Raw genomic sequence first — 20,736 nt, forward strand, 5'->3', positions numbered from 1 at the left:
GATGGTGCTTGACGGTGTTTGCGCGTTGCCCTTGTGACGGCCAGACTAACCGTCTCGTGCGACCGGATTCGGCGCTCACCATTTTCAAGCCACCGCCGCTCCCGGCGAGTGCGGTGGCTGTGCTTTCAAGGAATCAGAATGCCCCAACGTCAAGTCATCAACGCCTCCGTCAGCCCCAAGGGCAGCCTCGAAACCCTGTCCCAACGTGAAGTCCAGCAACTGAGTGAAGCCGGTACCGGCAGCATCTACACCCTCTTCCGTCAGTGCGCCCTGGCCATCCTCAACACCGGCGCGCATATCGACAACGCCAAGACCATCCTCGACGCCTACAAAGACTTTGAAGTGCGCATCCACCAGCAGGATCGCGGCGTGCGCCTGGAATTGCTGAATGCCCCTGCAGACGCGTTCGTTGATGGCGAAATGATCGCCAGTACCCGCGAAATGCTGTTCAGCGCCCTGCGCGACATCGTCTACACCGAGAACGAACTCGACAGCCAGCGCATTGACCTGAGCAACTCACAGGGCATTACCGACTACGTGTTCCACCTGCTGCGCAACGCCCGCACACTGCGCCCGGGCGTCGAGCCGAAAATCGTGGTGTGCTGGGGCGGGCATTCGATCAATACCGAAGAATACAAATACACCAAGAAGGTCGGCCACGAACTGGGCCTGCGCAGCCTCGACGTGTGCACCGGCTGCGGCCCCGGCGTGATGAAAGGTCCGATGAAAGGCGCGACCATTTCCCACGCCAAACAACGCATTACTGGCGGGCGCTACCTGGGCCTGACCGAGCCGGGCATCATCGCCGCCGAAGCGCCGAACCCGATCGTCAACGAGTTGGTGATTCTGCCGGATATCGAAAAACGCCTGGAAGCCTTCGTGCGCGTCGGCCACGGCATCATCATCTTCCCGGGCGGCGCCGGTACGGCGGAAGAATTCCTGTACCTGCTGGGCATTTTGATGCACCCGGACAACCGTGACGTGCCGTTTCCGGTGATCCTCACCGGGCCGAAACAGGCCGCGCCGTACCTGCAGCAATTGCACGCGTTCGTCGGCGCCACCCTCGGCGAAGCGGCGCAGGCGCACTACCAGATCATCATCGATGACCCGGCTGAAGTGGCACGCCAGATGACCTCCGGGCTCAAGGCCGTGAAGCAGTTCCGTCGCGAGCGCAACGACGCGTTCCACTTCAACTGGCTGCTGAAAATCGATGAAGGTTTCCAGCGCCCGTTCGATCCGACCCACGAAAACATGGCCAGCCTGCAACTGAGCCACGCCCTGCCACCCCACGAACTGGCGGCCAACCTGCGCCGCGCGTTCTCGGGAATTGTGGCGGGCAACGTCAAGGACAAGGGCATCCGCCTGATCGAAAGGCACGGCCCGTACGAGATTCACGGCGACCCGGCCATCATGAAGCCACTGGACGAACTGCTGCAGGCCTTCGTCGCCCAGCACCGAATGAAGCTGCCGGGCGGCGCGGCCTATGTGCCGTGCTACCGCGTGGTGCAATAGCTAGCGTTGCACCGCCACGCATTTGATTTCCACCAGCAAACCGGGGTGCGCCAGTTCTGACACGCCGATGGTCGTCCAGGCGCACTGCCCGCGTGGAAACAGGCGGTTTTTCACCTCGCGAAAAACCGCCATGTGCTGGCTCATGTTGACGTGGTAGGTGGTCATGTCCACCACGTCATCAAAGCTGCAACCGCCCTCCTCCAGTACCTCCCGCAGGTTCTCCCACGCGGCGATGAACTGCGCCTCGGGGTCTTCGATCACCGCCAATTGCGGCGTTCGGCCTACCTGCCCCGCGCAATAGAGCGTTTTGCCGACCTTGACGGCGGGCACGTAGCCGGCGCGCTCGACAATGGGTTGCATGGCGGGCGGGATGATGAGTTGGCGGTCAGTCATATGCGGTATCTCTTTGCTGTCGTTTTGAGGCGTGTCGAGGGGAAGAGCCGGGCTATGGTTTTACGTGTTCCCACTCAATCACACCAGAAGAGAAACCTATGGACCAGCGGATCTTGTTCTCCAATACGCCTTACCCTAATGTAAGGAATATCACGATGGAGACTTTCGATATGGCGACCGCGACACTTACCTCAAAAGGGCAAATCACTATTCCCGTCCAGGTCAGGACTGCTCTGGGCCTGGAAACAGGTGACCGCGTTGAGTTTGTCGAAATGGAGGACGGCAATTTTTCAATCATCGCCGCCAGCAAAACAGTGCACGACCTCAAGGGCTTGATCCGCAAACCCTCCAAGGCTGTCTCCATTGAAGACATGAACCTTGCCATCGCCGCGCAAGGAGCCAAAGCGGGATGATCGGACTGGATACCAATGTACTGGTGCGCTATGTCACTCAGGATGATCCCGTTCAATCGCCCAAGGCATCCGAACTGGTCGAATCACTCACCACACTTTCGCCGGGCTTTGTCAGCCTGGTGTCCGTGGTCGAGTTGGTGTGGGTTTTACAAAGCTGCTATCAGTCGTCCAAAAGTGACGTGGTGGCCGTGCTGGAAACGCTGTTGCGCACGCGTGAGCTGACCATCGAGCGTGCCGAAATCATCTGGCAGGCCCTGCGCCGATTTTCGGCAAACAAAGCTGATTTTGCAGACTGTCTGATCGAGCGCTGCGCCCATTCGGCAGGCTGTAAATACACGGCCACTTTCGACCTCAACGCCGCCAAGGCAGCAGGTATGAAACAGCTGACCTGAGCCACGGCATTGCGACGACGTTCGGGCTTTGGTAAAAACCGCGTTCAACCTTGATCGAGAGACACACTCCCGTGCGCATGTTTCTACTCGCTACCCTGAGCATGGCCTCCGCCGTGGCCAACGCGGACACCATCGCCTGGCCCGACCTGCCGACGACCTGCTTCGTCAGCGGCCGCCCCGCCACCAGCGAGGACATCGAAACCGGCTGTGCGGCGTTTCTGATCAATGTGCAAGGCAAGCCGGCGGGAACGCCGATCAACGTGGATGTTCCGCAGTACGCGCTGCACGTCGATGAGGCCACCGGCAAGGAAACGCCGGTGATCATCATCCAGGCGGAAGGGAACGGCGCGACCGAAGTGGTGGGCTATCAGGAGCTGGGCAGCGATCAGCTCGGTGCCGCGCTGCTGCGCGAGGTTCGTCTACTGGGTACCCGCAAGCCGATCTAGGTTTCAACGAACCCAGCCGCCACCCTGCCAGTGGTAACCATCATTGCGCTGCACCCAATGCGGGTGCACATAGCGGTAGCCTTCACGCACCGCTTCCCAATGGCCATGCACCGCCACGTAGCGCCCACCTTCCCAACGCCAGTAACCGCGCGACCATACATAGCCGTAACGCGCAGCGGGTTCGACTTCGATCACCTGCACCGGCGGCGGTTGCGGCGCCACGACTTCCACATATTCACGCTGAACGGGCCCGCGCTCATGCACCACACGCTCTTGCACACACCCGGACGCCGCGACGACTACCGCCGCCATTGCCGCATAACGTAGCAACATACAAAACCCTCGGGCGCCAGCGCCCAACGAATACACAGGTAAAAAGTGCCCCCTTGCTGCAACCTCGCTCCTGCTCGGCTCTGGGTTCTTTTTAACAGGTGATGACTGTCAGGTTGCTGAACCCGTATGGCTCAGGACGCACACACGACAGCCGGTCGCTTCAGGCGCACCAACAACAACCCCGCGACGACGACAGCCATACCGGCGTAAGTCGACACATGGATGGCATCGCCAAACATCAACGCCGCCCACACCAGGGTGACCGGCGGTTCCAGATAAACCAGCGCCGCCACGTGGGTTGCGCTCATGCGGCGCAGCAACATCCACAGGCTCAAGTAGGCGACAAGTGTGGACAACACCGTCAGCCACACAATCGAGATCAGCACGTCGGGCGCGCGAGGAATGCTCAGGGTACCGGTGTAAAGCACTGCGCCGGTGAACCCGATCAAGGTCAGCACTGACTGGATGAACAACGGCAGCACCAGGCCACCACCCTTGGGCGGCACGGTGCGGCGCTCATACAGGGTCGCCAGCGTCAGCCCCAACGCCGCCGCCAGCGGCAAAAAGTACATGACCAGGCCGAGCTGTTGTCCGCTGCTGCTGTACTGGCCGGCGATCACCACCGCCACGCCGACAAAACTGATCATCAGACCCGCCCACTCCCAGCCACCGCTGCGCTCGGTTGCGCTGCCCGTGGACAGGGCCGCCGTCATCAGCGGTTGCAGCGCCGCAATGATTGCCGCAATGCCTGGGGGCAAACCGTTCTGAATCGCCACATACAGGCAGCTCAGGTACAGAAACTGTGAAAGGAAACCCACCACCGCGTAGTGGCGCACCTGCGCCCACGTCACCTGGAGCAACCTGACATTCAAGTACACACCCAGGCACGCCACCACCAACAGAAACCGCCAAAACAACAAGTTGAACGCGCCGCCGTCCTGCGTACCCAGCTTTGCGCCGATGTAGCCTGAACTCCACGACAACACAAACGCGCCTTGCAACAAAAACCGCCCCAGGGTCGATCGCTTCATGCCGCCTCCCGTCTGTGTAAGTTGACGCCAAGGCTAGGGGTCGCGCATGCTTCTGTATATTTGAATAATCAGCATGACTAATCCGTAAAAGCAGAATCATGGCCAAACAACTGAATATCGATCTGTTGCGCACCTTCCACGCGGTGGCGCGCTTTCAGCGTTTCAACGAAGCGGCCGAACACGTGCACCGCAGTGCCTCCACGATCACTACGCAGATTCAAAAGCTGGAAGAGCAGATTGGCCAACGCCTGTTCAGCCGCAACAACCAAGGCGTGGCGCTGACGCCCTACGGCCGGAAACTGCTGGGTGAAACCACCGAGTTTCTCAAAAGCCATGACCGCCTGCTGATCTCGCTGATGCCCCAGCGCATGCAGGGCAAGATCCGCCTGGGTGTGCCGGACACCTACGCGCCCGCCTTCATCCAGGCGTTTTTACCGCGCTTGATCGCTGACAACCCGCTGCTGGAGCTGGAAGTCGAAGCCCGCACCAGTGGCGAATTACTGAACCTGTTCACGGCCAACCACCTCGACCTCACGATTACCGTCACCGCACACCCGCTGGCCCAGGGTGAACGCCTGGGCGCCGTGCAGCCACTGTGGGTAGCAGCCGAGCACTTCGATTATCCGCCGAATGCCCCGCTGCCCGTCACCGTGCCCATTGCCGGCTGCCCATACCGCGCCGCAGCCTTGCAGGCCCTGAAGGATCACGGGGTTTACCATCGGCTGGTACTGGAAAGCCCCAACTCATCCGCCGTCGAAGCCTGCGTGCGCAGTGGTATGGCCGTGGGCTTGATGGAGCAAAGCCGCATGGGCGAAGGGCTCAAGCACCTGCCGGACCTGCCGCCCTTGCCCGCGCAGCATCTGTATTTGTTGTGCGATACCGGCAACGCCCTGGCCCTGCACCTGCACGAGCAAATCCGGCACTTCAAGGTGTGAATGCCGCCCACAAAAAAGCCCGCTGACCGTTTCCGGTTCAGCGGGCTTTTCACATCAGGCGTGGCTTACAGCGCCAGGTCAGATGCAGGTTTGCTCGGCTCAGCCGCAGGCTTTGCAGCCTCGGTGGCCTGAGGCGCCGCCAGTTGCGGAATCGCAGGCGGTGGGGTCAGTTGCAGGACGCCGGCGGTGTAGGCCCATTCCTTGGCAACCGCTTCCGGGCTGTCGTTCAGCTTGGTGCCGTAGCTCGGTACGATCTGGTGCAGTTTGGCCTGCCACTCAGGGGTCGCGACCTTGTCCTTGAACACTTTCTGCAGCACGGTCAGCATGATCGGAGCCGCGGTGGACGCGCCTGGCGATGCACCCAACAGGCCGGCGATGGAGTTGTCGGCGGAGCTGACCACTTCGGTGCCGAGTTTCAGGACGCCGCCCTGCTCTTCGTCACGTTTGATGATCTGCACGCGCTGACCGGCCTGCCACAGGCGCCAGTCTTCTTTCTTGGCGTTCGGGAAGTACTCTTTCAGGGCGTTGTAGCGGTCGTCATCCGACAGCATCAGTTGGCCGGCGAGGTATTCGACCAGTGGGTATTCACGAATACCGACTTTGGTCATCGGCCAAATGTTGTGGGTGGTGGTGCTGGTCAGCAGGTCCAGGTACGAGCCTTCTTTGAGGAACTTGGTCGAGAACGTTGCGAATGGGCCAAACAGAATCACGCGCTTGCCATCCAGCACGCGGGTGTCCAGGTGCGGAACCGACATCGGTGGCGCGCCCACCGAAGCCTTGCCGTAGGCCTTGGCCAGGTGCTGCTCGGCGATGGCCGGGTTATCGGTGACCAGGAACGAGCCGCCTACCGGGAAGCCAGCGTATTCACGGGCTTCAGGGATGCCGGATTTTTGCAGCAGGTGCAGGGCACCGCCGCCCGCGCCGATGAACACGAACTTGGCGTCGGTTTCGGTCTTGGTGCCGTCTTTCAGGTTTTTGTAGCTCACACGCCACGAACCGTCGGCGTTCTTGGTGATGTCCTGCACTTCGCTCGACAGTTTCAGGTCGAACTTCGGCGTGGTTTGCAGGTGAGCGACGAACTGGCGGGTGATTTCGCCGAAGTTCACGTCAGTGCCGATCGGCGTCCAGGTGGCCGCGATTTTCTGGTTCGGGTCACGCCCTTCCATCATCAGCGGAACCCACTTGGCGATCTGCGCCGGGTCTTCGGAGTACTGCATGCCGGCGAACAGCGGGCTCGCCTTCAGTGCTTCGTAGCGTTTTTTCAGGAACTTGATGTTGTCATCGCCCCACACGAAGCTCATGTGCGGTGTGGAGTTGATGAACGAACGCGGGTTCTTCAACACGCCCTGCTGGACCTGCCAGGACCAGAACTGACGGGAGATCTGGAACGCTTCGTTGATCTCGACCGCTTTCGGGATCTCAACGTTGCCGTTCTTGTCTTCCGGGGTGTAGTTCAGCTCGGCCAGGGCCGAGTGACCGGTACCGGCGTTGTTCCAGCCGTTGGAGCTTTCTTCGGCCACGCCATCAAGGCGCTCGACCATCTCCATCGACCAGTCCGGCTGCAGCTCGTTGAGCCAGACACCCAGGGTTGCACTCATGATGCCGCCGCCGATCAGCAGCACATCGACTTTCTTTGCCTCTTCCGCTTGAGCGGACGTGATCCCCATCGACAAAGCCAGCCCCAGCAGGGCAGTGTTTACTTTTTTAAACATCAGTAGCACCTATGATAAAACGCCATCCGCCCTGCCGCCCGACTTCTCGGGGCCGCAGGGTGGGCACACAAGGCCGACGAATCGACCTCACTGTTTATGTCCCTTCTGCGCTGACTTCTTATCATTATTGGCTTCAGCTACCTGGGCGACAGCCAACCGCCGGGACGTATACGGGTGTACGCACCGGAGAAAGACTAGACCAAGACGGCGCGCAGAATATCACGCTGAACAGCGTTTATGCGCCGTTTGGCCAATTGACAGCTCTAAATCGCGGCTTTTAACGCGCCGGTGTCAAGTCTTGCAGCCGCGACCTGGGGTCACAGGCCTGGAACTCTTGCGCCAATGGCTGTTCTAGACAGCTTCGCCGCCATTTGCGTAGCATCATTGGCTGTCCTTCGTGCAACCCCTCCACACAGAGTTACCCATGACTATCCAGCAAACACCCGGGCACGTGCTGCCCGCGCGCAGTGCCGCCAAAATGGAAGCGGCCATGGCCGTGGGCGCCTTCGCGATCGGTACCGGCGAATTCGCCATCATGGGCCTGATGCCCGACATCGCACACAATTTGAACCTGAGCGAGCCGCAAGTCGGCCACGCCATCAGCGCCTACGCCCTGGGCGTGATGGTCGGCGCGCCGTTGCTGGCCATCCTGGGTGCCAAGCTGCTGCGCAAACACATGCTGCTGTTGCTGATGGGCCTGTATGCCTTGGGCAACTTCGCCACCGCCTTCACGCCGAGCTTCGGCTCGCTGGTGGCTTTCCGCTTTATCAGCGGTTTGCCCCACGGCGCCTACTTCGGTATCGCTGCGGTGGTCGCCTCGAGCATGGTGCCGGGCGACAAACGCGCTGGTGCCGTGGCCCGTGTGATGATGGGCCTGACCCTGGCCATGCTGCTTGGCAACCCCATCGCCACCTTCCTCGGCCAGCACTTCGGCTGGCGCTCGGCATTTATGTTGGTCAGCGTGATTGCCCTGTGCACCCTCGCACTGGTCTGGCAGTTCGTGCCGCACCGCCACGACGAACAACGCAGCGACCCGCGCAAGGAGTTGCGCGCCTTTACCAAGCCTCAGGTGTGGATGGCGCTGTCCATCGGCGCCATCGGTTTTGCCGGCATGTTCTGCGTGTTCAGCTACCTGGCCCCGACCATGCTCGAAGTCACCAAAGTCTCGCCGCAGTGGATTCCGTTTGGTCTGGCGGCGTTCGGTGTGGGCGGCATCATCGGCAACATCGCCGGCGGCAAGCTGTTCGACCGTCTGCAATTTCGCGCGGTGGGCTGGATTCTGGTGTGGTCGATGGCCGTGCTGATTTTCTTCACCTTCGCCGCCAGCTCGCTGTGGGGCGTACTGCTGGGCATTGCCCTGGTCGGCACCATGATCTCCATGGCCGCGCCGCTGCAAATCCGCCTGATGGACATCGCCCACGAAGCCCCGAGCCTGGCGGCCGCCTCCAACCACGCGGCGTTTAACCTCGCGAACGCGCTGGGCCCGTGGCTGGGCGGCATGGCGATTACCGCCGGCCTGGGCTGGACCAGCACCGGCTACATCGGTGCCGCCACCGCGCTGATCGGGCTGGGCATCTACCTGATTGCAAGGCGCATGAAAGGCGGGCACTGAGCGGAATAAACACGGGCCCTGAAGCGTTTTGTTGATTCAACAACCACACCATCAACGAAGGGCCCCATGGACATCACACTCCCCCTGCTCAGCATCCTCGGCGCCATTGCCATCGGCGCCGCCAGCCCCGGCCCCAGCTTCGTCTTCGTCACCCGCACCGCCATCGCCCTTTCCCGCCGTGACGCACTCGCGGCGGCCATGGGCATGGGCGTTGGCGGCGTGGTGTACGGCGGGCTCGGCCTGTTCGGCCTGCAAACCCTGCTGGCCAAAGTGGAATGGCTGTACGTAATCCTGAAAATACTCGGCGGCGCCTACCTGGTATGGCTGGCCGTACAACTGTGGCGCTCGGCTAAAAGCCCCATCGTCGTCCCCACCACCGCCGATGGCCGCCCACAAAGCGCGCGCAAATCCTTCACCCTCGCGGCGGTCACGCAACTGAGCAATCCAAAGGCGGCGATTGTGTACGGGAGTATTTTCGCGGCGTTCCTGCCGGCCCATGCCCCGGTGTGGACGTTTGCCGTGCTGCTGCCCGCGATCTTCGCAATCGAGGCCGGTTGGTACACGGTAGTGGCGCTGGCGTTCTCGTCGGAACGCCCACGCGCGGCGTACCTGCGCTCAAAACACTGGTTTGACCGCACCGCCGGCCTGGTAATGGGCGCTCTGGGCCTGCGGCTGATTCTGGGCTCAGCCCACGTCCAAGCCTAAATATCAGGGTTTCAGCTCCCCCACCTGTGGCGAGGGAGCTTGCTCCCGCCGGGCTGCGCAGCAGCCCTATGCTTTATCAATCATCATGCATCAACCCCGCCCCATACTCCCCGTAACTACTCCCCAATCCACTGCCTCCAAAATTCATCTTGGCGGCTTTGCCAGGGCTGTGATCCCCAAACGCCTGGCATCCCCCTGAGAAACAAGGGTCACTGCTCACGGCAGACGAAGACGAACACGCACTCAACAGCACAGCGCCGGCGATCAACACCACTTTGACGAGATTCGAGATCATGTTTTCAACTCCCTATGGATTGGGGGGGGCGGGGTTCCTTCTTGAAGAGGATCGTAGACCTCGAAGGCGCAGGGGATGATGAAACTTTGCGGGGTGACAGGGCGGGTTCAGGTTGCCCCTTCGTGGCGCGTCGGGATACCCAGCCCAAGCGCCATGGAATAAAGATCAGCGGCCACGTGTTCTGTTCCTAGTCATTTCAAGATCATAAGGAACACAGGTGATGATCCAAAACTACAGCGCTTTCCCCAACATCACCCTGGAGTCAGCCAGCCTTGAATTCATGAACAACCTGATCACAGCGCTACAAAGGATCGAGTCGAGAAACACGGGGCGCGACCTACTCAAGGAAATCAATGAGCTTTGCGGCCCCAGTACCGGTAAAACCATCAAAATCGTCGCTATCGCCAGCGATTACTCGACGACGCCGAACACTTGCGCCTCCGTCGGCAATGCAACCGACGCCTTGAAAAAGTGGATTTTCAAAGGGCCCGGCACCAGTGTCGAAGTGACATGGAACCCCTACTCCAGCCTCGCGCTGGACGCCCAAGGCATTCCAACCGGGATGAGCTATGAAGACAGCTCGACGAGCTTCATTGGCCTGGCCCACGAACTTGTACACGCCTATCGCATCCTGCGCGGCACTTACCTGGGGGGCAGCAACATCAAGGAAGAAACCCGTGCGACGGGTATTGGTGATTCGGCGAGCAAGAAATTCAGTGAAAACAGCATTCGCGCTGAACACAGCTTGCCGCGGCGGAATGCATATTCGAGGTAAATGGTGATCGGGGGCTGCCTCCAATGTTCACACTGGACAAAGACCGTGCTCAAAGCGGCGAAAAACGCAACTAATGCCTCTGACACTCCCAAGAGGCATCCCTGATAAACTGCGCGCCATTAGCCTCGTTGACTCAGATTGCCCATGTCTCTACAAATTGCGCCACTCTCTCGCCGCTTTAGCGTTGCCCCCATGATGGATTGGAACGACTAACCCTACAGGCCTTACAGAACGGGCACTACAGCGCCTTAGCCACCCATCTGTACCACTTTCGTACCAGCACTACTCCCACGCACTTACCCCTTGCCCCTTTTTCGCTGGCTTTCGCAAATCCGAGAGTTGCCACTGCTATGCTTGATTTCTTTCAAAACGAGCCGCAAACCATGGCAAGCGAGTACTCACTGACGGACGTGCTGGAACGGCTTTATCAAAATCAACTGGCCCTGGAAGCGGCTGTGATGGAGCTGACTCTTTGGGCTGAGCAGCAAAACGCTCTAGAAGTGGGTGAGAATGTTCGGGGGGCACTTCATACGATTGGTGAAAACGCGGGGCATATCAAACAGGGCCTGGCTCGATTGAGAGGAGCGGATTTCCCCTGACTGGCAGTTATCGGCCGAAAGTCCACAGACCAGTGCAGCGCTCCCCAACAAACGATCACAGCATGCGACTTGGCGCAGACAGAAAAGCATTCATGCTCAGGTGGTAGTCTGCCTGGCAACCCATATGGAGATGAGAAATGAGTTTTGACTGGCACCTTTTCTGGAATGTAGCTCCTGCATGGATTCAGGCAATTGGATCAATTTTGGCGTTAGTGGCCGTGATCTTGGCTTCAAAAATCCCGGTCAATCACGCTGCATCGGAAAAGCGTAGAACCATTTTCGCCATTGTGGAGGCAGCCCATTCGCATGCGTGTAATATTCGTAAGGCGATAGACGCGATGGGATGGCCGACTGGCAATAACCATCTAATTTACCAGGTGTATAACAAAGTCATAATTGAGAGCGTCGTCAGAGCTCTCCAGGGTGTTCCCACGCATGAGCTTGGTTCAAGCAAGGCAGTTCTCGCCATGCTTAGCCTTACCGATCAGATGGTGTTTCTTGGCTCCGCGGTTGAAACCCTTCTAAACGGCCCACTCAATCATCCTGAGATTAAGAAGGCACTAGAAAGCATCGATCAGAACGATCATGCACAGCGGCTAAAGTTAGGTGCTACGGGGTTTTCAGTCTTACAAAGTAACGCCAGAGGTCACTTAGATCAGGTTGATAAGGAGTACGAATCGCTGAAGGAATCGTTGAAGTCGTAGATCAGATGACCGTCGATGATTTGGTAATTCCAACGCCTCGAGTGTTGGGTAATGCGCCGGACTGCTAGTAACACGACTTACGCAAAATCACCTCCTCCTTTGACCTGGTGAGGATGTTTTTTTGTGCCCGCATTTACAGAGTGTCTTCGCCGTTAGAGCTTCCACCTTCTCATTCAGGTAGGGCTTTCCTATCGCTCCAATCCCGCCCCCCTTGGAAGCGCCAACATCTGAATCTGGGTGATGTGTGAGTGCGTGAGGGTAAACGTCGTGAGTGCTGCGCAATTCAGCGCACAGCTTCAAACGAGCCCCGCCCTAGGGAGATTCAGCGTTTTCATGTTGACCCACGGGAAAAAGGTTAGGAGGGTTAGTTTTTTGCTGACTGACTTGAAGGCCTTTCCCGGTGTGGGTTTGCGACTGGTCGGCAGGGTTAGCTTTTCGGTTAGGTCTGGTTATTTCCTAACCTTTATTGATGTTAAATATTCAATATATTAAATTCTTTAAAAACAGTAGCTTACAGATTTATAACCTTTGACCTAACCATAACTAACCTTCCAAAGTTAGCGATCAAGCCCAACAAATACGGGCCTTTCACCGCATCGCATCGCCCTCAAAAAAAAACTAACCCTTTTCCCGAGCCGACTCCCAGATCTGCCTGTCTGCTCGTTCGCATTGACCTCATTGAAAAGCACACACCTTCGCAGGGTTCCGCAGATATTTAGGAATTCGGAAATCGGAATCCGGCCCCCAGCCTGCGTAGTTTTGACCTGGATGCAGAAGCGCAGAAAAAGAGACCCATTTAGCCCGCAGGCGAGGTGGGGGGACGACGGCGCGCGCCAGGTGCAGACGATCCTACCCGCAGCCTGTAGCACGTCACTTCCCCCCAAAGAATGTGGCACGTCAACTCCCCAACCGGGGGAATGCGAGCGTGGTACCGCCCTGGCTTCGGTCGGCAGTCAGCGGAACGCTGAAAGGCCCGTGTTTATTGGCCCGCGCAGCCCCTTACGCTTGCCGTGACACCCTGCTAATGCTATGTTGGGATTGGTGTTTTCATGTTGATGAAGGGCAAACTTTCATCTATTCCCGCTGGCTTTTCCGACTTCAACCCCTTCTCTGCCGTGCAGCTCGTCGCCTCAAATCGCATCATGGCCAAACGTCATTTACTGTATGTGCATACAGTAACGGATTCGTAACCATGGACAATGATGAAGACACCCTCGGATGGCTTGGCCTCCCCACACCACTGCAGATGTACCGACAGCATTGCCACCTGCTGGAGAACGAGATCCAGGAACTCAACCTGCAATTACGCAAAGCCCGTGCGGACGTTTACGGAATCAGTCAAATGCTGCTGGAAGCCCAAGCGAAGAACACGGAGTTTGCGGGGTATCTCCGGGAACGTGGAGCCGAAGCAGCATCATTGCGTAAGCAAATCGAGGATCTGACCACATTGTCCAATGTGAGCAGGCGGGAGGCGGATGGGCTGCGGCGAATCGTCAATGAAATGAGACCTCGGCCGACCACGATTGTCTAATGTCAAACTGAAAGAGGGTTTGCCATGTGCGGAAGACTGTCGCAGTACCGGGGAATCCACGACTTTGTCGCGGCGCTAAGCATGCCCAATGCCCTGGCAAACTCGGTGGGTGATCAGCCGATCGAACGGTACAACGTCGCTCCAACGACTCACGTGGCGTTACTGCACCAGCAGGGTGAGTTGCTGCACGCCGATTCCGTGCGGTGGGGGTGGCGCCCGCATTGGGCGAAAGACCGCGCTGCGCCCATCAACGCACGCGTCGAAAAGGTAGCCCACGGCCCGTTCTTCAGAGCTATCTGGCCACACCGTGCGATCACACCCATCGACAATTGGTTCGAGTGGGTGGATGAAGGCGGACCGAAGAAACAGCCTTATCTGATCCGCAGGCGGGACGGCGCGCCGATCTTGTGCGCAGCTATTGGTCAACTACCAGACGCAGATGAAGGCCCAGGTGAGCATGACGGCTTTGTGATCATCACCGCTGATAGCGCTGGTGGCATGGTGGACATCCATGACAGAAGGCCCGTTGTACTCACACCGGACCTTGCCCGTGAATGGCTGAACCCAGCTACGCCGAAGGAGCGTGCCGAGCAGATGGTATTGCACCAGGGCGAGCCGGCCGAGACCTTTGAATGGTTCAAGGTCAGCACCGCCGTGGGCAACGTAAGAAACAAGGAAGCCTGTTTGATCGATCCGGTTCCTTAGAACAGACCACCCAGTGCATCGGGTTCCCAATTCATGATCACCAGCTCTCCGCTGACCTCGGCTTTACCCTGCCGCTGATTGGTCGTGCTGTATCGGATATCTACCGTTTCAAAGTGAAACCCGTCGAACACGCGTCGGATATCTGGGTGATCGTTGATGCTGACCATCACCTTCCCCTTGCACCGCCGCATGAAGTCAGCCATCCGCTCATAGTTCTCAAACGGAAAGTCCACTCCATACCCTGCGGTCTGCCAGTAAGGCGGGTCCATGTAGTGGAAGGTGTGCGGCCGGTCGTACCGCTCTGCGCATTCCAGCCAGCCCAGGTTCTCAACGTAAGTGCCTGAGAGGCGCTGCCACGCGGCGGATAGGTTCTCCTCGATCCGTAGGAGGTTGATCGCCGGCCCCGTGGTGGCTGTGCCGAATGTCTGCCCGCTGACCTTCCCCGCAAACGCATGGTGCTGCAGGTAGAAAAACCGAGCAGCCCGCTGGATGTCAGTCAGCGTTTCCGGCCTGGTCATCTTCTGCCATTCAAATACCTGGCGTGAGCTGAGCGCCCACTTGAACTGGCGCACGAACTCTTCTAGGTGGTTCTGCACCACGCGGTACAACGTCACTAGGTCGCCGTTGATGTCGTTGAGAACTTCAACAGGCGCAGCCTGGGGCCGCATGAAGTAAAGCGCGGCGCCCCCGGCAAAGACCTCGACGTAACATTCGTGAGGCGGGAACAGCGGGATAAGACGATCTGCCAGACGGCGCTTGCCGCCCATCCACGGGATTATTGGTGTGCTCATAAGTGATCCTTGTTTTGAAAATTGGATTCGCTTAGGCTTCGCACCCCCTGCGCAGTGGGGCGAGGCCTTGGTTGGAGCACTCGGCGTGTTCGAGTGATTCAGCGTCGAGTTGGTGTTAGCGCACCAGCTCGTCGCCTCGTTTGCTGCGCGGGGGTACTACTTCCCCCCCGTTGGAAGCTCAAATTCCTTGAAGCTGACAACCTCTTCACCCAGCCACTCGTTGACCTGAGCCAACCGCGCCTGCAGCGGCTCCAGCTCGTTGACCGCCCAAACCTCAGCAGCCTCCCGCAACGACCCGAAACCACCCGCGTTCTGCGGCACGATGCCCATCAACTGCGGCGGAATGCGCAACGCCGCGAGCAGATCGTCGCGGCTGATGTTTTTGATCGAGCTGAATTCGTCCTTCGCCGCCACCTCACTGACCGGAATGAGCTGGATGCCATCTTTTTTCCCGGCTGGCGCGTAAACAAACAAGTTTCGGAAGTTGCCCGGACCTTTTGAGTTCTTCAGCGCGGTGCGCAGTGAGTCGATGTCCTCCTCCTTCTGCGCCGCGTCGGTCATGTACAAGATGAAGCCGGCGTGACTGCCGTTGTTGTAGTACTTGCGGCGAAACAACGTGGCGCTCTCGTTGAGCAACGCGCTCTGCAGCGCAGCCAGCCACTCCGGTAGGCCGTAGATCTCCTGATTGATATCCGCCTCGCGCAGGTGGCAGATCGATCCCAACGCAAACTCATGTTCATCTTTCCAGCCACGCACCTGGTAATAGGACTCCATGTCCACGCCCCGGCGCATGTACTTCGCCAAGGGCGGCAGCAGGCCCATAGTGTTGCGGAGCATGTTGTTCCGCTTCTCCAAGTAGCAGTTGCCGCACCAGAGCCAATCCAGGGCGAACTGCTCAAATGCCTGACGGGTCAGCAGTCTGTGGGGAACAAACGTGCGGGCCAGCATGTTGCGCTTGAAGTTCAGCCCGGACTGTAAGTACACGCTGGCGCGCGTCGTTTTGGCCAGGCCGTCCATGGACATAGGTGTTTCAAACCAACGCCCATTGGCCCAGCACTCCAGATAGTCGAGGATCTCCCGGCTATCCAGCACCGGTGCTGGGTCACCAAAAGTAAACGCTTCGACCGGCCCGGATTCAGGCGGCAACACGTCCCCTTCAATGGGAGGCTGAGCGGTGGCCAGCTGGGTTACGCGCTTACGTTTGCTCATCAATAGGACTCCATAAATCCGGTGTTCGCCGTGGTCTGCCCTTCGAGGGGTTCGTTGTGCAGTGCGTGGAACGTCGCCCACGCCAAATCGGCATGGCCGGTTTCGTCAGTGCGACCGGCCGTGTAAGTGAACTGGCGCCCGGAGGCGGTGACTGTTTTGCGGATAGCCATCAACGACTGAGCCATGTCCGTCCAACCGGCATCGAACTCCAGACGGCCGTTCTTGATGACGTCGTAAGCCTTCAACACCAGGCGTGTTTTGACTTCGGGCGAGTAGCTGAAGGTGGTGATGTTCGGGAAAAATTGCTTAACCAACTGGGCCACGCCCGAACCCATGCCAGTGATGTCGATACCGATATAGGTCACCCAGTAGCGCCTGGTGACCTGGCGGATCGATTCTGCCTGGGCGGCAAAGTCCATCCCCCGGAATTGGTGTCTCTCCAGCACGCGGAACTTGCCGCCGGGTACAGTCGGTGGCGCAATTACCACCAGTGCGGCGCTGTCGCCACTTTCGGCCGGGTCGTAGCCGACCCAAACCTGACGATCCCCAAAAGGACGCGCGGCAAATGGTTTGTAGTCCTCGGCCCATAGGTCCCAACTATCCACCATGCAGGGCTGCAACATCGCCAGCGGGAAAATGCTGGCTCCGTCGTCGATGAATTGGCACATCAGCAGGTTCTGGAAGGCCTCGGCATCGTACTCCTGGCGCAGCTCGTCCAGGTCGAACAAGTCGCACCCGCGGTCTTCCGCATCCAGAATAGTGACGATCTGCCGCCAAACACGGTCCTCACACAGCCGGCCCTGTTGCAGAGAATCGTGAGAAACGTCGATTTTGACGCGTTGCGCCGCCGGCTTGCCTTTGTTGAATCGCTCGCCAGTCCAGAACGTATAGGCTTCGTGCGCCATGCTGGAAGGCGTCGAAAAGTAGGTTCGACGGTATTGCTTCTGCATCGCCATGCCGCTGGCGACCTTGTTCAATTCCTTGAACTTGAAGGTCCAGAAAAATTCGTCGAAGTAGAAATTACCGTGGTAGCCCTGGGCCGTCCGAGCATTGGTACCGAGGAAGTGCAGCTCGGCGCCATTACCCAGAATGATCGGGTCGCCCGTCAGCTCAACACCGACTACCTCACGGGCAAAGGCCTGAATGTAGGCCTTGAAAATGTGTGCCTGGTTTTTCGAGGCCGACAGGAAAATCTGGTTACGACCTGTCGTCAGCGCATCGATCAGCGCTTCACGGGCGAAATAGTAGGTCGCGCCGATCTGCCGTGACTTGAGTATCGCGCGGGTTCGCTGATTGCCGGCTTTGTACCAATCCAGCTGATACCCGAAACAGCCGTCAATGAACGCTTCGGTCAGCTTTTCAATGTGTTCTTCGTCGAACTCGTTACGTTTCGGCGCCTTCTTCGGCCCCTCATTGCGTTTCGCCAGGTTCGGATTCAGCTCGGTTTCTGTACCGCCTTCGTTGAAGCGCTGGATACGGGCTTGCCGCTCCAGCTGGCGGTGCAGCAGGTCAATCTCCTTGTAGTCCGACCCTGACTTGGGATCTTTCAGGATCAACTGAACCAAGCGGGCTTCGGTCGCCGCCTGGATGCGTTCCAGCGGCGTCGCTCGGTCCCATTCGTCCCGAGCCTTCCAGCTGTGGAGAGTCTTTTCCTTCTCCCCGATCAGTTCGGCGATCTCGCACACGCGATAGCCCTGCCAGTAAAGGTGCTTGGCATGGCGGCGGTGATCGGTGGGTAGGTCGACGATGGCATTCATGGCGCAGATGCTGCCGCCCGCGCGCGAACAGTTCCCCCTCCGCCCTTTGTAGATCAACGATCTACAACAGCGTCTCGTTGCCCGTCGCGCCCGCGCTCAACAACATGCGCTCATCGCCAAGGCAGACTGCCACCGCATTGAGGGATTCACGCATGGCCGGCAAAACCGACAACCCAGCCAAGAAACAACGCTCCAAGTTCTTCCGCGTCGCCGTTGAAGGCGCCACTACCGATGGTCGCCAGATCGAACGCCAATGGCTGGTCGACGCTGCCGAGACCTACAGCCAGAACACCTACGGTGCGCGGGTTTGGATTGAGCATATGCGCAGCTTGCTGCCGGACAGCCCTTTCCGGGCCTACGGCGATGTGGTCGCGCTTAAGACTGAGGAAGTCGAGATTGCCGGGGCCAAAAAATTGGCCTTGTTCGCGCAAATCGAACCGACCTCCGACCTGATCGCCATGAACAAAGCACGGCAGAAGCTGTACACCAGCATCGAGATTCGGCCGAAATTCGCCGACACCGGCCGCGCCTATTTGGACGGCATCGCCGTTACCGATACCCCTGCCAGCCTGGGCACTGAGATGCTGACGTTCAGCGCTCAGCACCCGGACATGAACCCACTGACCAGTCGCAAACGCGATCCCGGCAACCTCTTCTCTGAGGTCGTCGAGATTGAACTTGAATTCGAAGAAGTTGAGGACGAAAGCGGCAAAGTCGCAGGCCTGTTTAGCCGCGTTCTCGACCTACTCGGTAAGAGCAAGGACAAGGAAGGCAAGGACGCCGCTCTATTCACTGAACTCGGCGAGGCTGTTGAAGCCATGGCCGAGCATGTCGCCGGTCAGGGCGAAGCCTTTACCGCCGAAAAAACCGCCCGCGAAAAACTGCAGACCGCTCACGAGAAGCTGTCTGCCGACTTCACGGCGTTGGTTCAACAGCTCGAAAAAACCCCGGACACCACCGGCCAGAAACCGCAGTACTCCGTTCGCCCGCCGGCTACGGGCGGTGACGGCGCACTCGTCACCGACTGCTGATCCAGATCACGGACAACACCCAGCCAAGGAACATCGGAGAACACCATGCGTAACGATACTCGCGTTCTTTTCAACGCTTACCTGCAACAACTCGCCCAATTGCACGGCGTGAGCGACGTCACCACCAAATTCACAGCCGCTCCATCCGTTGCCCAGACGTTGGAAACCCGTATGCAGGAGTCGAGCGCGTTTCTCAGCTCGATCAACGTGTATGGCGTGTCCGAACAATCGGGCGAAAAAATCGGTATTGGCATCGACGGCACCATCGCCGGCACAACCGATACCACTCAGCAAGACCGCGAGCCGCGTGACCCTACCGGCCTGGACAACCGTGGGTACACCTGCACCCAAACCAACTTCGATACCGGCCTGCGTTACCAGAAGCTGGATCAATGGGCCAAGTTCAAAGACTTCCAGGCGCGTATCCGTGACGCCATCATCCGGGCTCAGGCGCTTAACCGGATCATGATTGGCTGGAACGGGACCAGCCGTGCGGCGACCTCCAAACCGGACATCAACAAGCTGCTGCAGGACGTTAACGTCGGATGGCTGCAAAAGATGCGCCTGGAGAACCCTGCACGCGTTATGAAAGAAGTGGTCGACGGCAGCGGCAAGATCCAGATCGGCGCGGGCAAAGACTTCGAAAACATCGACGCCCTGGTCGTGAGCATGGTCAACGAGTTCATCGAGCCCTGGTACCAAGAAGACACTGACCTGGTGGTAATCTGCGGTCGCCAGCTGCTGGCCGACAAGTACTTCCCGATCATCAACAAAACCCAAGCGCCGACCGAAATACTTGCGGCCGATATCGTCACCAGCCAGAAGCGCATCGGCAACCTGCCGGCGGTGCGAGTGCCTCACTTCCCGCCGAACGGCCTGCTGGTTACCCGCCTCGACAACCTGTCGATCTACTGGCAGGAAGGCACCCGCCGCCGCACGGTGGTGGATAACGCCAAACGCGACCGTATTGAAAACTACGAGTCGGTCAATGAAGCCTACGTGATCGAAGACCTTGGCTGCGCTGCCATGGCCGAAAACATCATCCTGAGCTAAGGCGCGCAACCATGACCAATCCTTGCCGTCGTCACTTCCAGCGAGTCACCGCAGCCGTTGCAGCGGCTGCCGTGGCCGGCCCTGCCATGACCATGGAAGGTTCGACCGTATACGAACTGCACCTGGCGAAGCTCCAACAGGACTACCTGCGTCTGAAACAGGTGCAGTCGACCGAAGGTAAAGCGGAGCTGAAAAAGCAGCTGCTGCCCGAATACATCCCGTACGTGGAAGGTGTTCTGGCAGGAGGCAAAGGCGCGCAGGACCAGGTGCTGACCACCCTGATGGTTTGGCGAATGGATGCCGGCGATTTTTCCGGCGCCCTGGACATCGCCGAGTACGTCATCGAACACGCACTGCTGATGCCTGACCGCTTCGAGCGCACGACCGGCACTATCGTCGCCGAAGAAATCGCTGAAGTTGCCCTGAAAGCACAGAAGGCCGGTGGCACGTTCGACGTGAATCTGCTGCTGCGCACTGAGCAAATCGCAGGTGAAGAAGACATGCCCGACCAGGCCAAGGCCAAGCTACATCTCGCCCTGGGCAAGGCATTTGCCGAGATGGTTTCCGACGATGACACGTCAGAGAGCAAGGTAATCGCCCTGTGTAACCTGGAGTCCTCGAAAAAATACCTGGCCCGTGCCATCGAGTTAAACACCAACTGCGGTGGCAAAAAGGATCTGGAGCGCGTTGAGCGCCTCCTCAAGAAATACGCTGCTCCCAGCAGCTAACCGAGCGTCCCCACGCACCCCGCCGGCTCGGGGCGGATCGGCCAGGCCGCTCCTCCTGAACGTGAAGCCCCGAC

The 20,736-nt window shown here is 58.9% G+C and carries 23 protein-coding genes; 15 read left to right on the forward strand and 8 right to left on the reverse strand.

From position 1 onward, the window contains the following. The first annotated feature begins 138 nt into the window (after positions 1-138). On the forward strand, positions 139-1,512 hold the full coding sequence (gene ppnN, locus ATI14_RS29615; protein WP_016971460.1) for a nucleotide 5'-monophosphate nucleosidase PpnN: 1,374 nt from the start codon (positions 139-141) through the stop codon (positions 1,510-1,512). Here the strand turns inward: ppnN and ATI14_RS29620 are convergent, their stop codons facing one another. Next, positions 1,513-1,905, reverse strand: a complete 393-nt coding sequence (locus tag ATI14_RS29620) for a RidA family protein (RefSeq protein ID WP_016971459.1) — start codon at positions 1,903-1,905, stop codon at positions 1,513-1,515. A gap of 155 nt (positions 1,906-2,060) precedes the next feature. On the opposite strand from ATI14_RS29620, the gene ATI14_RS29625 reads away from it, so the two are divergent. The 3 genes from ATI14_RS29625 to ATI14_RS29635 all read left to right on the forward strand — a co-directional run bounded on the left by ATI14_RS29625 (position 2,061) and on the right by ATI14_RS29635 (position 3,156). Next, the gene (locus ATI14_RS29625; protein ID WP_016971458.1) at positions 2,061-2,318 is read left to right on the forward strand and encodes an AbrB/MazE/SpoVT family DNA-binding domain-containing protein; all 258 of its coding nucleotides are present in this window, start codon (positions 2,061-2,063) and stop codon (positions 2,316-2,318) included. Further along, the gene (locus tag ATI14_RS29630; protein ID WP_016971457.1) at positions 2,315-2,710 is read left to right on the forward strand and encodes a PIN domain-containing protein; all 396 of its coding nucleotides are present in this window, start codon (positions 2,315-2,317) and stop codon (positions 2,708-2,710) included. Before ATI14_RS29625 ends, ATI14_RS29630 begins: the two co-directional genes overlap by 4 nt. A gap of 101 nt (positions 2,711-2,811) precedes the next feature. Further along, positions 2,812-3,156 carry a hypothetical protein gene (locus ATI14_RS29635; protein ID WP_016971456.1) on the forward strand — a complete coding sequence of 115 codons (345 nt, stop codon included), beginning with the start codon at positions 2,812-2,814 and terminating at the stop codon, positions 3,154-3,156. Positions 3,157-3,159: 3 nt separating this feature from the next. Here ATI14_RS29635 and ATI14_RS29640 read toward each other — a convergent pair whose 3' ends face one another. Both ATI14_RS29640 and ATI14_RS29645 read right to left on the reverse strand, forming a co-directional pair. Further along, positions 3,160-3,489 (reverse strand): YXWGXW repeat-containing protein, encoded by a 330-nt coding sequence (locus ATI14_RS29640; protein WP_031319816.1) that lies wholly within the window; start codon positions 3,487-3,489, stop codon positions 3,160-3,162. Positions 3,490-3,620: 131 nt separating this feature from the next. After that, positions 3,621-4,520, reverse strand: coding sequence for a DMT family transporter (locus tag ATI14_RS29645; RefSeq protein WP_016971454.1), 900 nt, complete (start codon positions 4,518-4,520; stop codon positions 3,621-3,623). Positions 4,521-4,618: 98 nt separating this feature from the next. Between ATI14_RS29645 and ATI14_RS29650 the strand changes: the two genes are divergently transcribed. Continuing rightward, positions 4,619-5,455: a LysR family transcriptional regulator gene (locus tag ATI14_RS29650; RefSeq protein ID WP_016971453.1), complete on the forward strand. Its 837-nt coding sequence runs from the start codon at positions 4,619-4,621 to the stop codon at positions 5,453-5,455. A gap of 65 nt (positions 5,456-5,520) precedes the next feature. On the opposite strand, the gene mqo is transcribed toward ATI14_RS29650, so the two are convergent. Beyond that, the gene (gene mqo / locus ATI14_RS29655; RefSeq protein WP_016971452.1) at positions 5,521-7,167 is read right to left on the reverse strand and encodes a malate dehydrogenase (quinone); all 1,647 of its coding nucleotides are present in this window, start codon (positions 7,165-7,167) and stop codon (positions 5,521-5,523) included. Between the two features lie 424 nt (positions 7,168-7,591). On the opposite strand from mqo, the gene ATI14_RS29660 reads away from it, so the two are divergent. Together ATI14_RS29660 and ATI14_RS29665 are read left to right on the forward strand one after the other, a co-directional pair. After that, positions 7,592-8,779, forward strand: a complete 1,188-nt coding sequence (locus tag ATI14_RS29660) for an MFS transporter (RefSeq protein WP_016971451.1) — start codon at positions 7,592-7,594, stop codon at positions 8,777-8,779. 66 nt (positions 8,780-8,845) lie between these two features. Next, entirely contained in the window at positions 8,846-9,484 is a 639-nt protein-coding gene (locus tag ATI14_RS29665; RefSeq protein ID WP_016971450.1) for a LysE family translocator, read from the forward strand. A gap of 76 nt (positions 9,485-9,560) precedes the next feature. Here ATI14_RS29665 and ATI14_RS31790 read toward each other — a convergent pair whose 3' ends face one another. Beyond that, on the reverse strand, positions 9,561-9,779 hold the full coding sequence (locus tag ATI14_RS31790) for a hypothetical protein (RefSeq protein ID WP_080520011.1): 219 nt from the start codon (positions 9,777-9,779) through the stop codon (positions 9,561-9,563). Between the two features lie 220 nt (positions 9,780-9,999). Here ATI14_RS31790 and ATI14_RS29675 point away from each other — a divergent pair, with 220 nt between their 5' ends. The 5 genes from ATI14_RS29675 to ATI14_RS29700 all read left to right on the forward strand — a co-directional run bounded on the left by ATI14_RS29675 (position 10,000) and on the right by ATI14_RS29700 (position 14,093). Continuing rightward, on the forward strand, positions 10,000-10,554 hold the full coding sequence (locus ATI14_RS29675) for a M91 family zinc metallopeptidase (protein WP_016971449.1): 555 nt from the start codon (positions 10,000-10,002) through the stop codon (positions 10,552-10,554). Between the two features lie 383 nt (positions 10,555-10,937). Next, positions 10,938-11,153 (forward strand): hypothetical protein, encoded by a 216-nt coding sequence (locus ATI14_RS29680; RefSeq protein ID WP_080520769.1) that lies wholly within the window; start codon positions 10,938-10,940, stop codon positions 11,151-11,153. Between the two features lie 137 nt (positions 11,154-11,290). Further along, entirely contained in the window at positions 11,291-11,857 is a 567-nt protein-coding gene (locus ATI14_RS29685) for a hypothetical protein (protein WP_080520010.1), read from the forward strand. A gap of 1,192 nt (positions 11,858-13,049) precedes the next feature. After that, positions 13,050-13,388 (forward strand): hypothetical protein, encoded by a 339-nt coding sequence (locus ATI14_RS29695; RefSeq protein ID WP_100831530.1) that lies wholly within the window; start codon positions 13,050-13,052, stop codon positions 13,386-13,388. A gap of 24 nt (positions 13,389-13,412) precedes the next feature. After that, on the forward strand, positions 13,413-14,093 hold the full coding sequence (locus tag ATI14_RS29700) for an SOS response-associated peptidase family protein (RefSeq protein ID WP_100831531.1): 681 nt from the start codon (positions 13,413-13,415) through the stop codon (positions 14,091-14,093). On the opposite strand, the gene ATI14_RS29705 is transcribed toward ATI14_RS29700, so the two are convergent. The 3 genes from ATI14_RS29705 to ATI14_RS29715 all read right to left on the reverse strand — a co-directional run bounded on the left by ATI14_RS29705 (position 14,090) and on the right by ATI14_RS29715 (position 17,850). Beyond that, on the reverse strand, positions 14,090-14,884 hold the full coding sequence (locus tag ATI14_RS29705; RefSeq protein ID WP_100831532.1) for a DNA adenine methylase: 795 nt from the start codon (positions 14,882-14,884) through the stop codon (positions 14,090-14,092). The two genes, ATI14_RS29700 and ATI14_RS29705, sit on opposite strands and share 4 nt — an antisense overlap. 156 nt (positions 14,885-15,040) lie before the next feature. Next, positions 15,041-16,093: a phage portal protein gene (locus ATI14_RS29710; protein WP_080520524.1), complete on the reverse strand. Its 1,053-nt coding sequence runs from the start codon at positions 16,091-16,093 to the stop codon at positions 15,041-15,043. Next, positions 16,093-17,850 (reverse strand): terminase ATPase subunit family protein, encoded by a 1,758-nt coding sequence (locus tag ATI14_RS29715; protein ID WP_080520523.1) that lies wholly within the window; start codon positions 17,848-17,850, stop codon positions 16,093-16,095. The genes ATI14_RS29710 and ATI14_RS29715 overlap by 1 nt, the downstream gene beginning before the upstream one ends. Positions 17,851-18,002: 152 nt before the next feature. Between ATI14_RS29715 and ATI14_RS29720 the strand changes: the two genes are divergently transcribed. Genes ATI14_RS29720 through ATI14_RS29730 form a run of 3 tightly spaced genes read left to right on the forward strand, consistent with a single transcriptional unit; the run spans position 18,003 to position 20,662 of the window. Further along, positions 18,003-18,881 (forward strand): GPO family capsid scaffolding protein, encoded by an 879-nt coding sequence (locus ATI14_RS29720; RefSeq protein WP_080520522.1) that lies wholly within the window; start codon positions 18,003-18,005, stop codon positions 18,879-18,881. A gap of 45 nt (positions 18,882-18,926) precedes the next feature. After that, a complete protein-coding gene (locus ATI14_RS29725; RefSeq protein ID WP_080520521.1) occupies positions 18,927-19,934 on the forward strand; it encodes a phage major capsid protein, P2 family in 1,008 nt (335 codons plus the stop codon). Positions 19,935-19,945: 11 nt separating this feature from the next. After that, positions 19,946-20,662: a phage terminase small subunit gene (locus ATI14_RS29730; RefSeq protein ID WP_100831533.1), complete on the forward strand. Its 717-nt coding sequence runs from the start codon at positions 19,946-19,948 to the stop codon at positions 20,660-20,662. The last annotated feature ends 74 nt before the right edge of the window (positions 20,663-20,736 follow it).

Origin of the sequence: Pseudomonas tolaasii NCPPB 2192, assembly GCF_002813445.1 — a bacterium.
GTDB lineage: Bacteria > Pseudomonadota > Gammaproteobacteria > Pseudomonadales > Pseudomonadaceae > Aquipseudomonas > Aquipseudomonas tolaasii.

Bases quoted from the DNA above. Each gene is read 5' to 3' on its own strand.
- ppnN (WP_016971460.1), top strand. From the start codon at position 139: ATGCCCCAACGTCAAGTCATCAACGCCTCCGTCAGCCCCAAGGGCAGC.
- ATI14_RS29620 (WP_016971459.1), bottom strand. From the start codon at position 1,905: ATGACTGACCGCCAACTCATCATCCCGCCCGCCATGCAACCCATTGTC.
- ATI14_RS29625 (WP_016971458.1), top strand. From the start codon at position 2,061: ATGGAGACTTTCGATATGGCGACCGCGACACTTACCTCAAAAGGGCAA.
- ATI14_RS29630 (WP_016971457.1), top strand. From the start codon at position 2,315: ATGATCGGACTGGATACCAATGTACTGGTGCGCTATGTCACTCAGGAT.
- ATI14_RS29635 (WP_016971456.1), top strand. From the start codon at position 2,812: ATGGCCTCCGCCGTGGCCAACGCGGACACCATCGCCTGGCCCGACCTG.
- ATI14_RS29640 (WP_031319816.1), bottom strand. From the start codon at position 3,489: ATGTTGCTACGTTATGCGGCAATGGCGGCGGTAGTCGTCGCGGCGTCC.
- ATI14_RS29645 (WP_016971454.1), bottom strand. From the start codon at position 4,520: ATGAAGCGATCGACCCTGGGGCGGTTTTTGTTGCAAGGCGCGTTTGTG.
- ATI14_RS29650 (WP_016971453.1), top strand. From the start codon at position 4,619: ATGGCCAAACAACTGAATATCGATCTGTTGCGCACCTTCCACGCGGTG.
- mqo (WP_016971452.1), bottom strand. From the start codon at position 7,167: ATGTTTAAAAAAGTAAACACTGCCCTGCTGGGGCTGGCTTTGTCGATG.
- ATI14_RS29660 (WP_016971451.1), top strand. From the start codon at position 7,592: ATGACTATCCAGCAAACACCCGGGCACGTGCTGCCCGCGCGCAGTGCC.
- ATI14_RS29665 (WP_016971450.1), top strand. From the start codon at position 8,846: ATGGACATCACACTCCCCCTGCTCAGCATCCTCGGCGCCATTGCCATC.
- ATI14_RS31790 (WP_080520011.1), bottom strand. From the start codon at position 9,779: ATGATCTCGAATCTCGTCAAAGTGGTGTTGATCGCCGGCGCTGTGCTG.
- ATI14_RS29675 (WP_016971449.1), top strand. From the start codon at position 10,000: ATGATCCAAAACTACAGCGCTTTCCCCAACATCACCCTGGAGTCAGCC.
- ATI14_RS29680 (WP_080520769.1), top strand. From the start codon at position 10,938: ATGGCAAGCGAGTACTCACTGACGGACGTGCTGGAACGGCTTTATCAA.
- ATI14_RS29685 (WP_080520010.1), top strand. From the start codon at position 11,291: ATGAGTTTTGACTGGCACCTTTTCTGGAATGTAGCTCCTGCATGGATT.
- ATI14_RS29695 (WP_100831530.1), top strand. From the start codon at position 13,050: ATGGACAATGATGAAGACACCCTCGGATGGCTTGGCCTCCCCACACCA.
- ATI14_RS29700 (WP_100831531.1), top strand. From the start codon at position 13,413: ATGTGCGGAAGACTGTCGCAGTACCGGGGAATCCACGACTTTGTCGCG.
- ATI14_RS29705 (WP_100831532.1), bottom strand. From the start codon at position 14,884: ATGAGCACACCAATAATCCCGTGGATGGGCGGCAAGCGCCGTCTGGCA.
- ATI14_RS29710 (WP_080520524.1), bottom strand. From the start codon at position 16,093: ATGAGCAAACGTAAGCGCGTAACCCAGCTGGCCACCGCTCAGCCTCCC.
- ATI14_RS29715 (WP_080520523.1), bottom strand. From the start codon at position 17,850: ATGAATGCCATCGTCGACCTACCCACCGATCACCGCCGCCATGCCAAG.
- ATI14_RS29720 (WP_080520522.1), top strand. From the start codon at position 18,003: ATGGCCGGCAAAACCGACAACCCAGCCAAGAAACAACGCTCCAAGTTC.
- ATI14_RS29725 (WP_080520521.1), top strand. From the start codon at position 18,927: ATGCGTAACGATACTCGCGTTCTTTTCAACGCTTACCTGCAACAACTC.
- ATI14_RS29730 (WP_100831533.1), top strand. From the start codon at position 19,946: ATGACCAATCCTTGCCGTCGTCACTTCCAGCGAGTCACCGCAGCCGTT.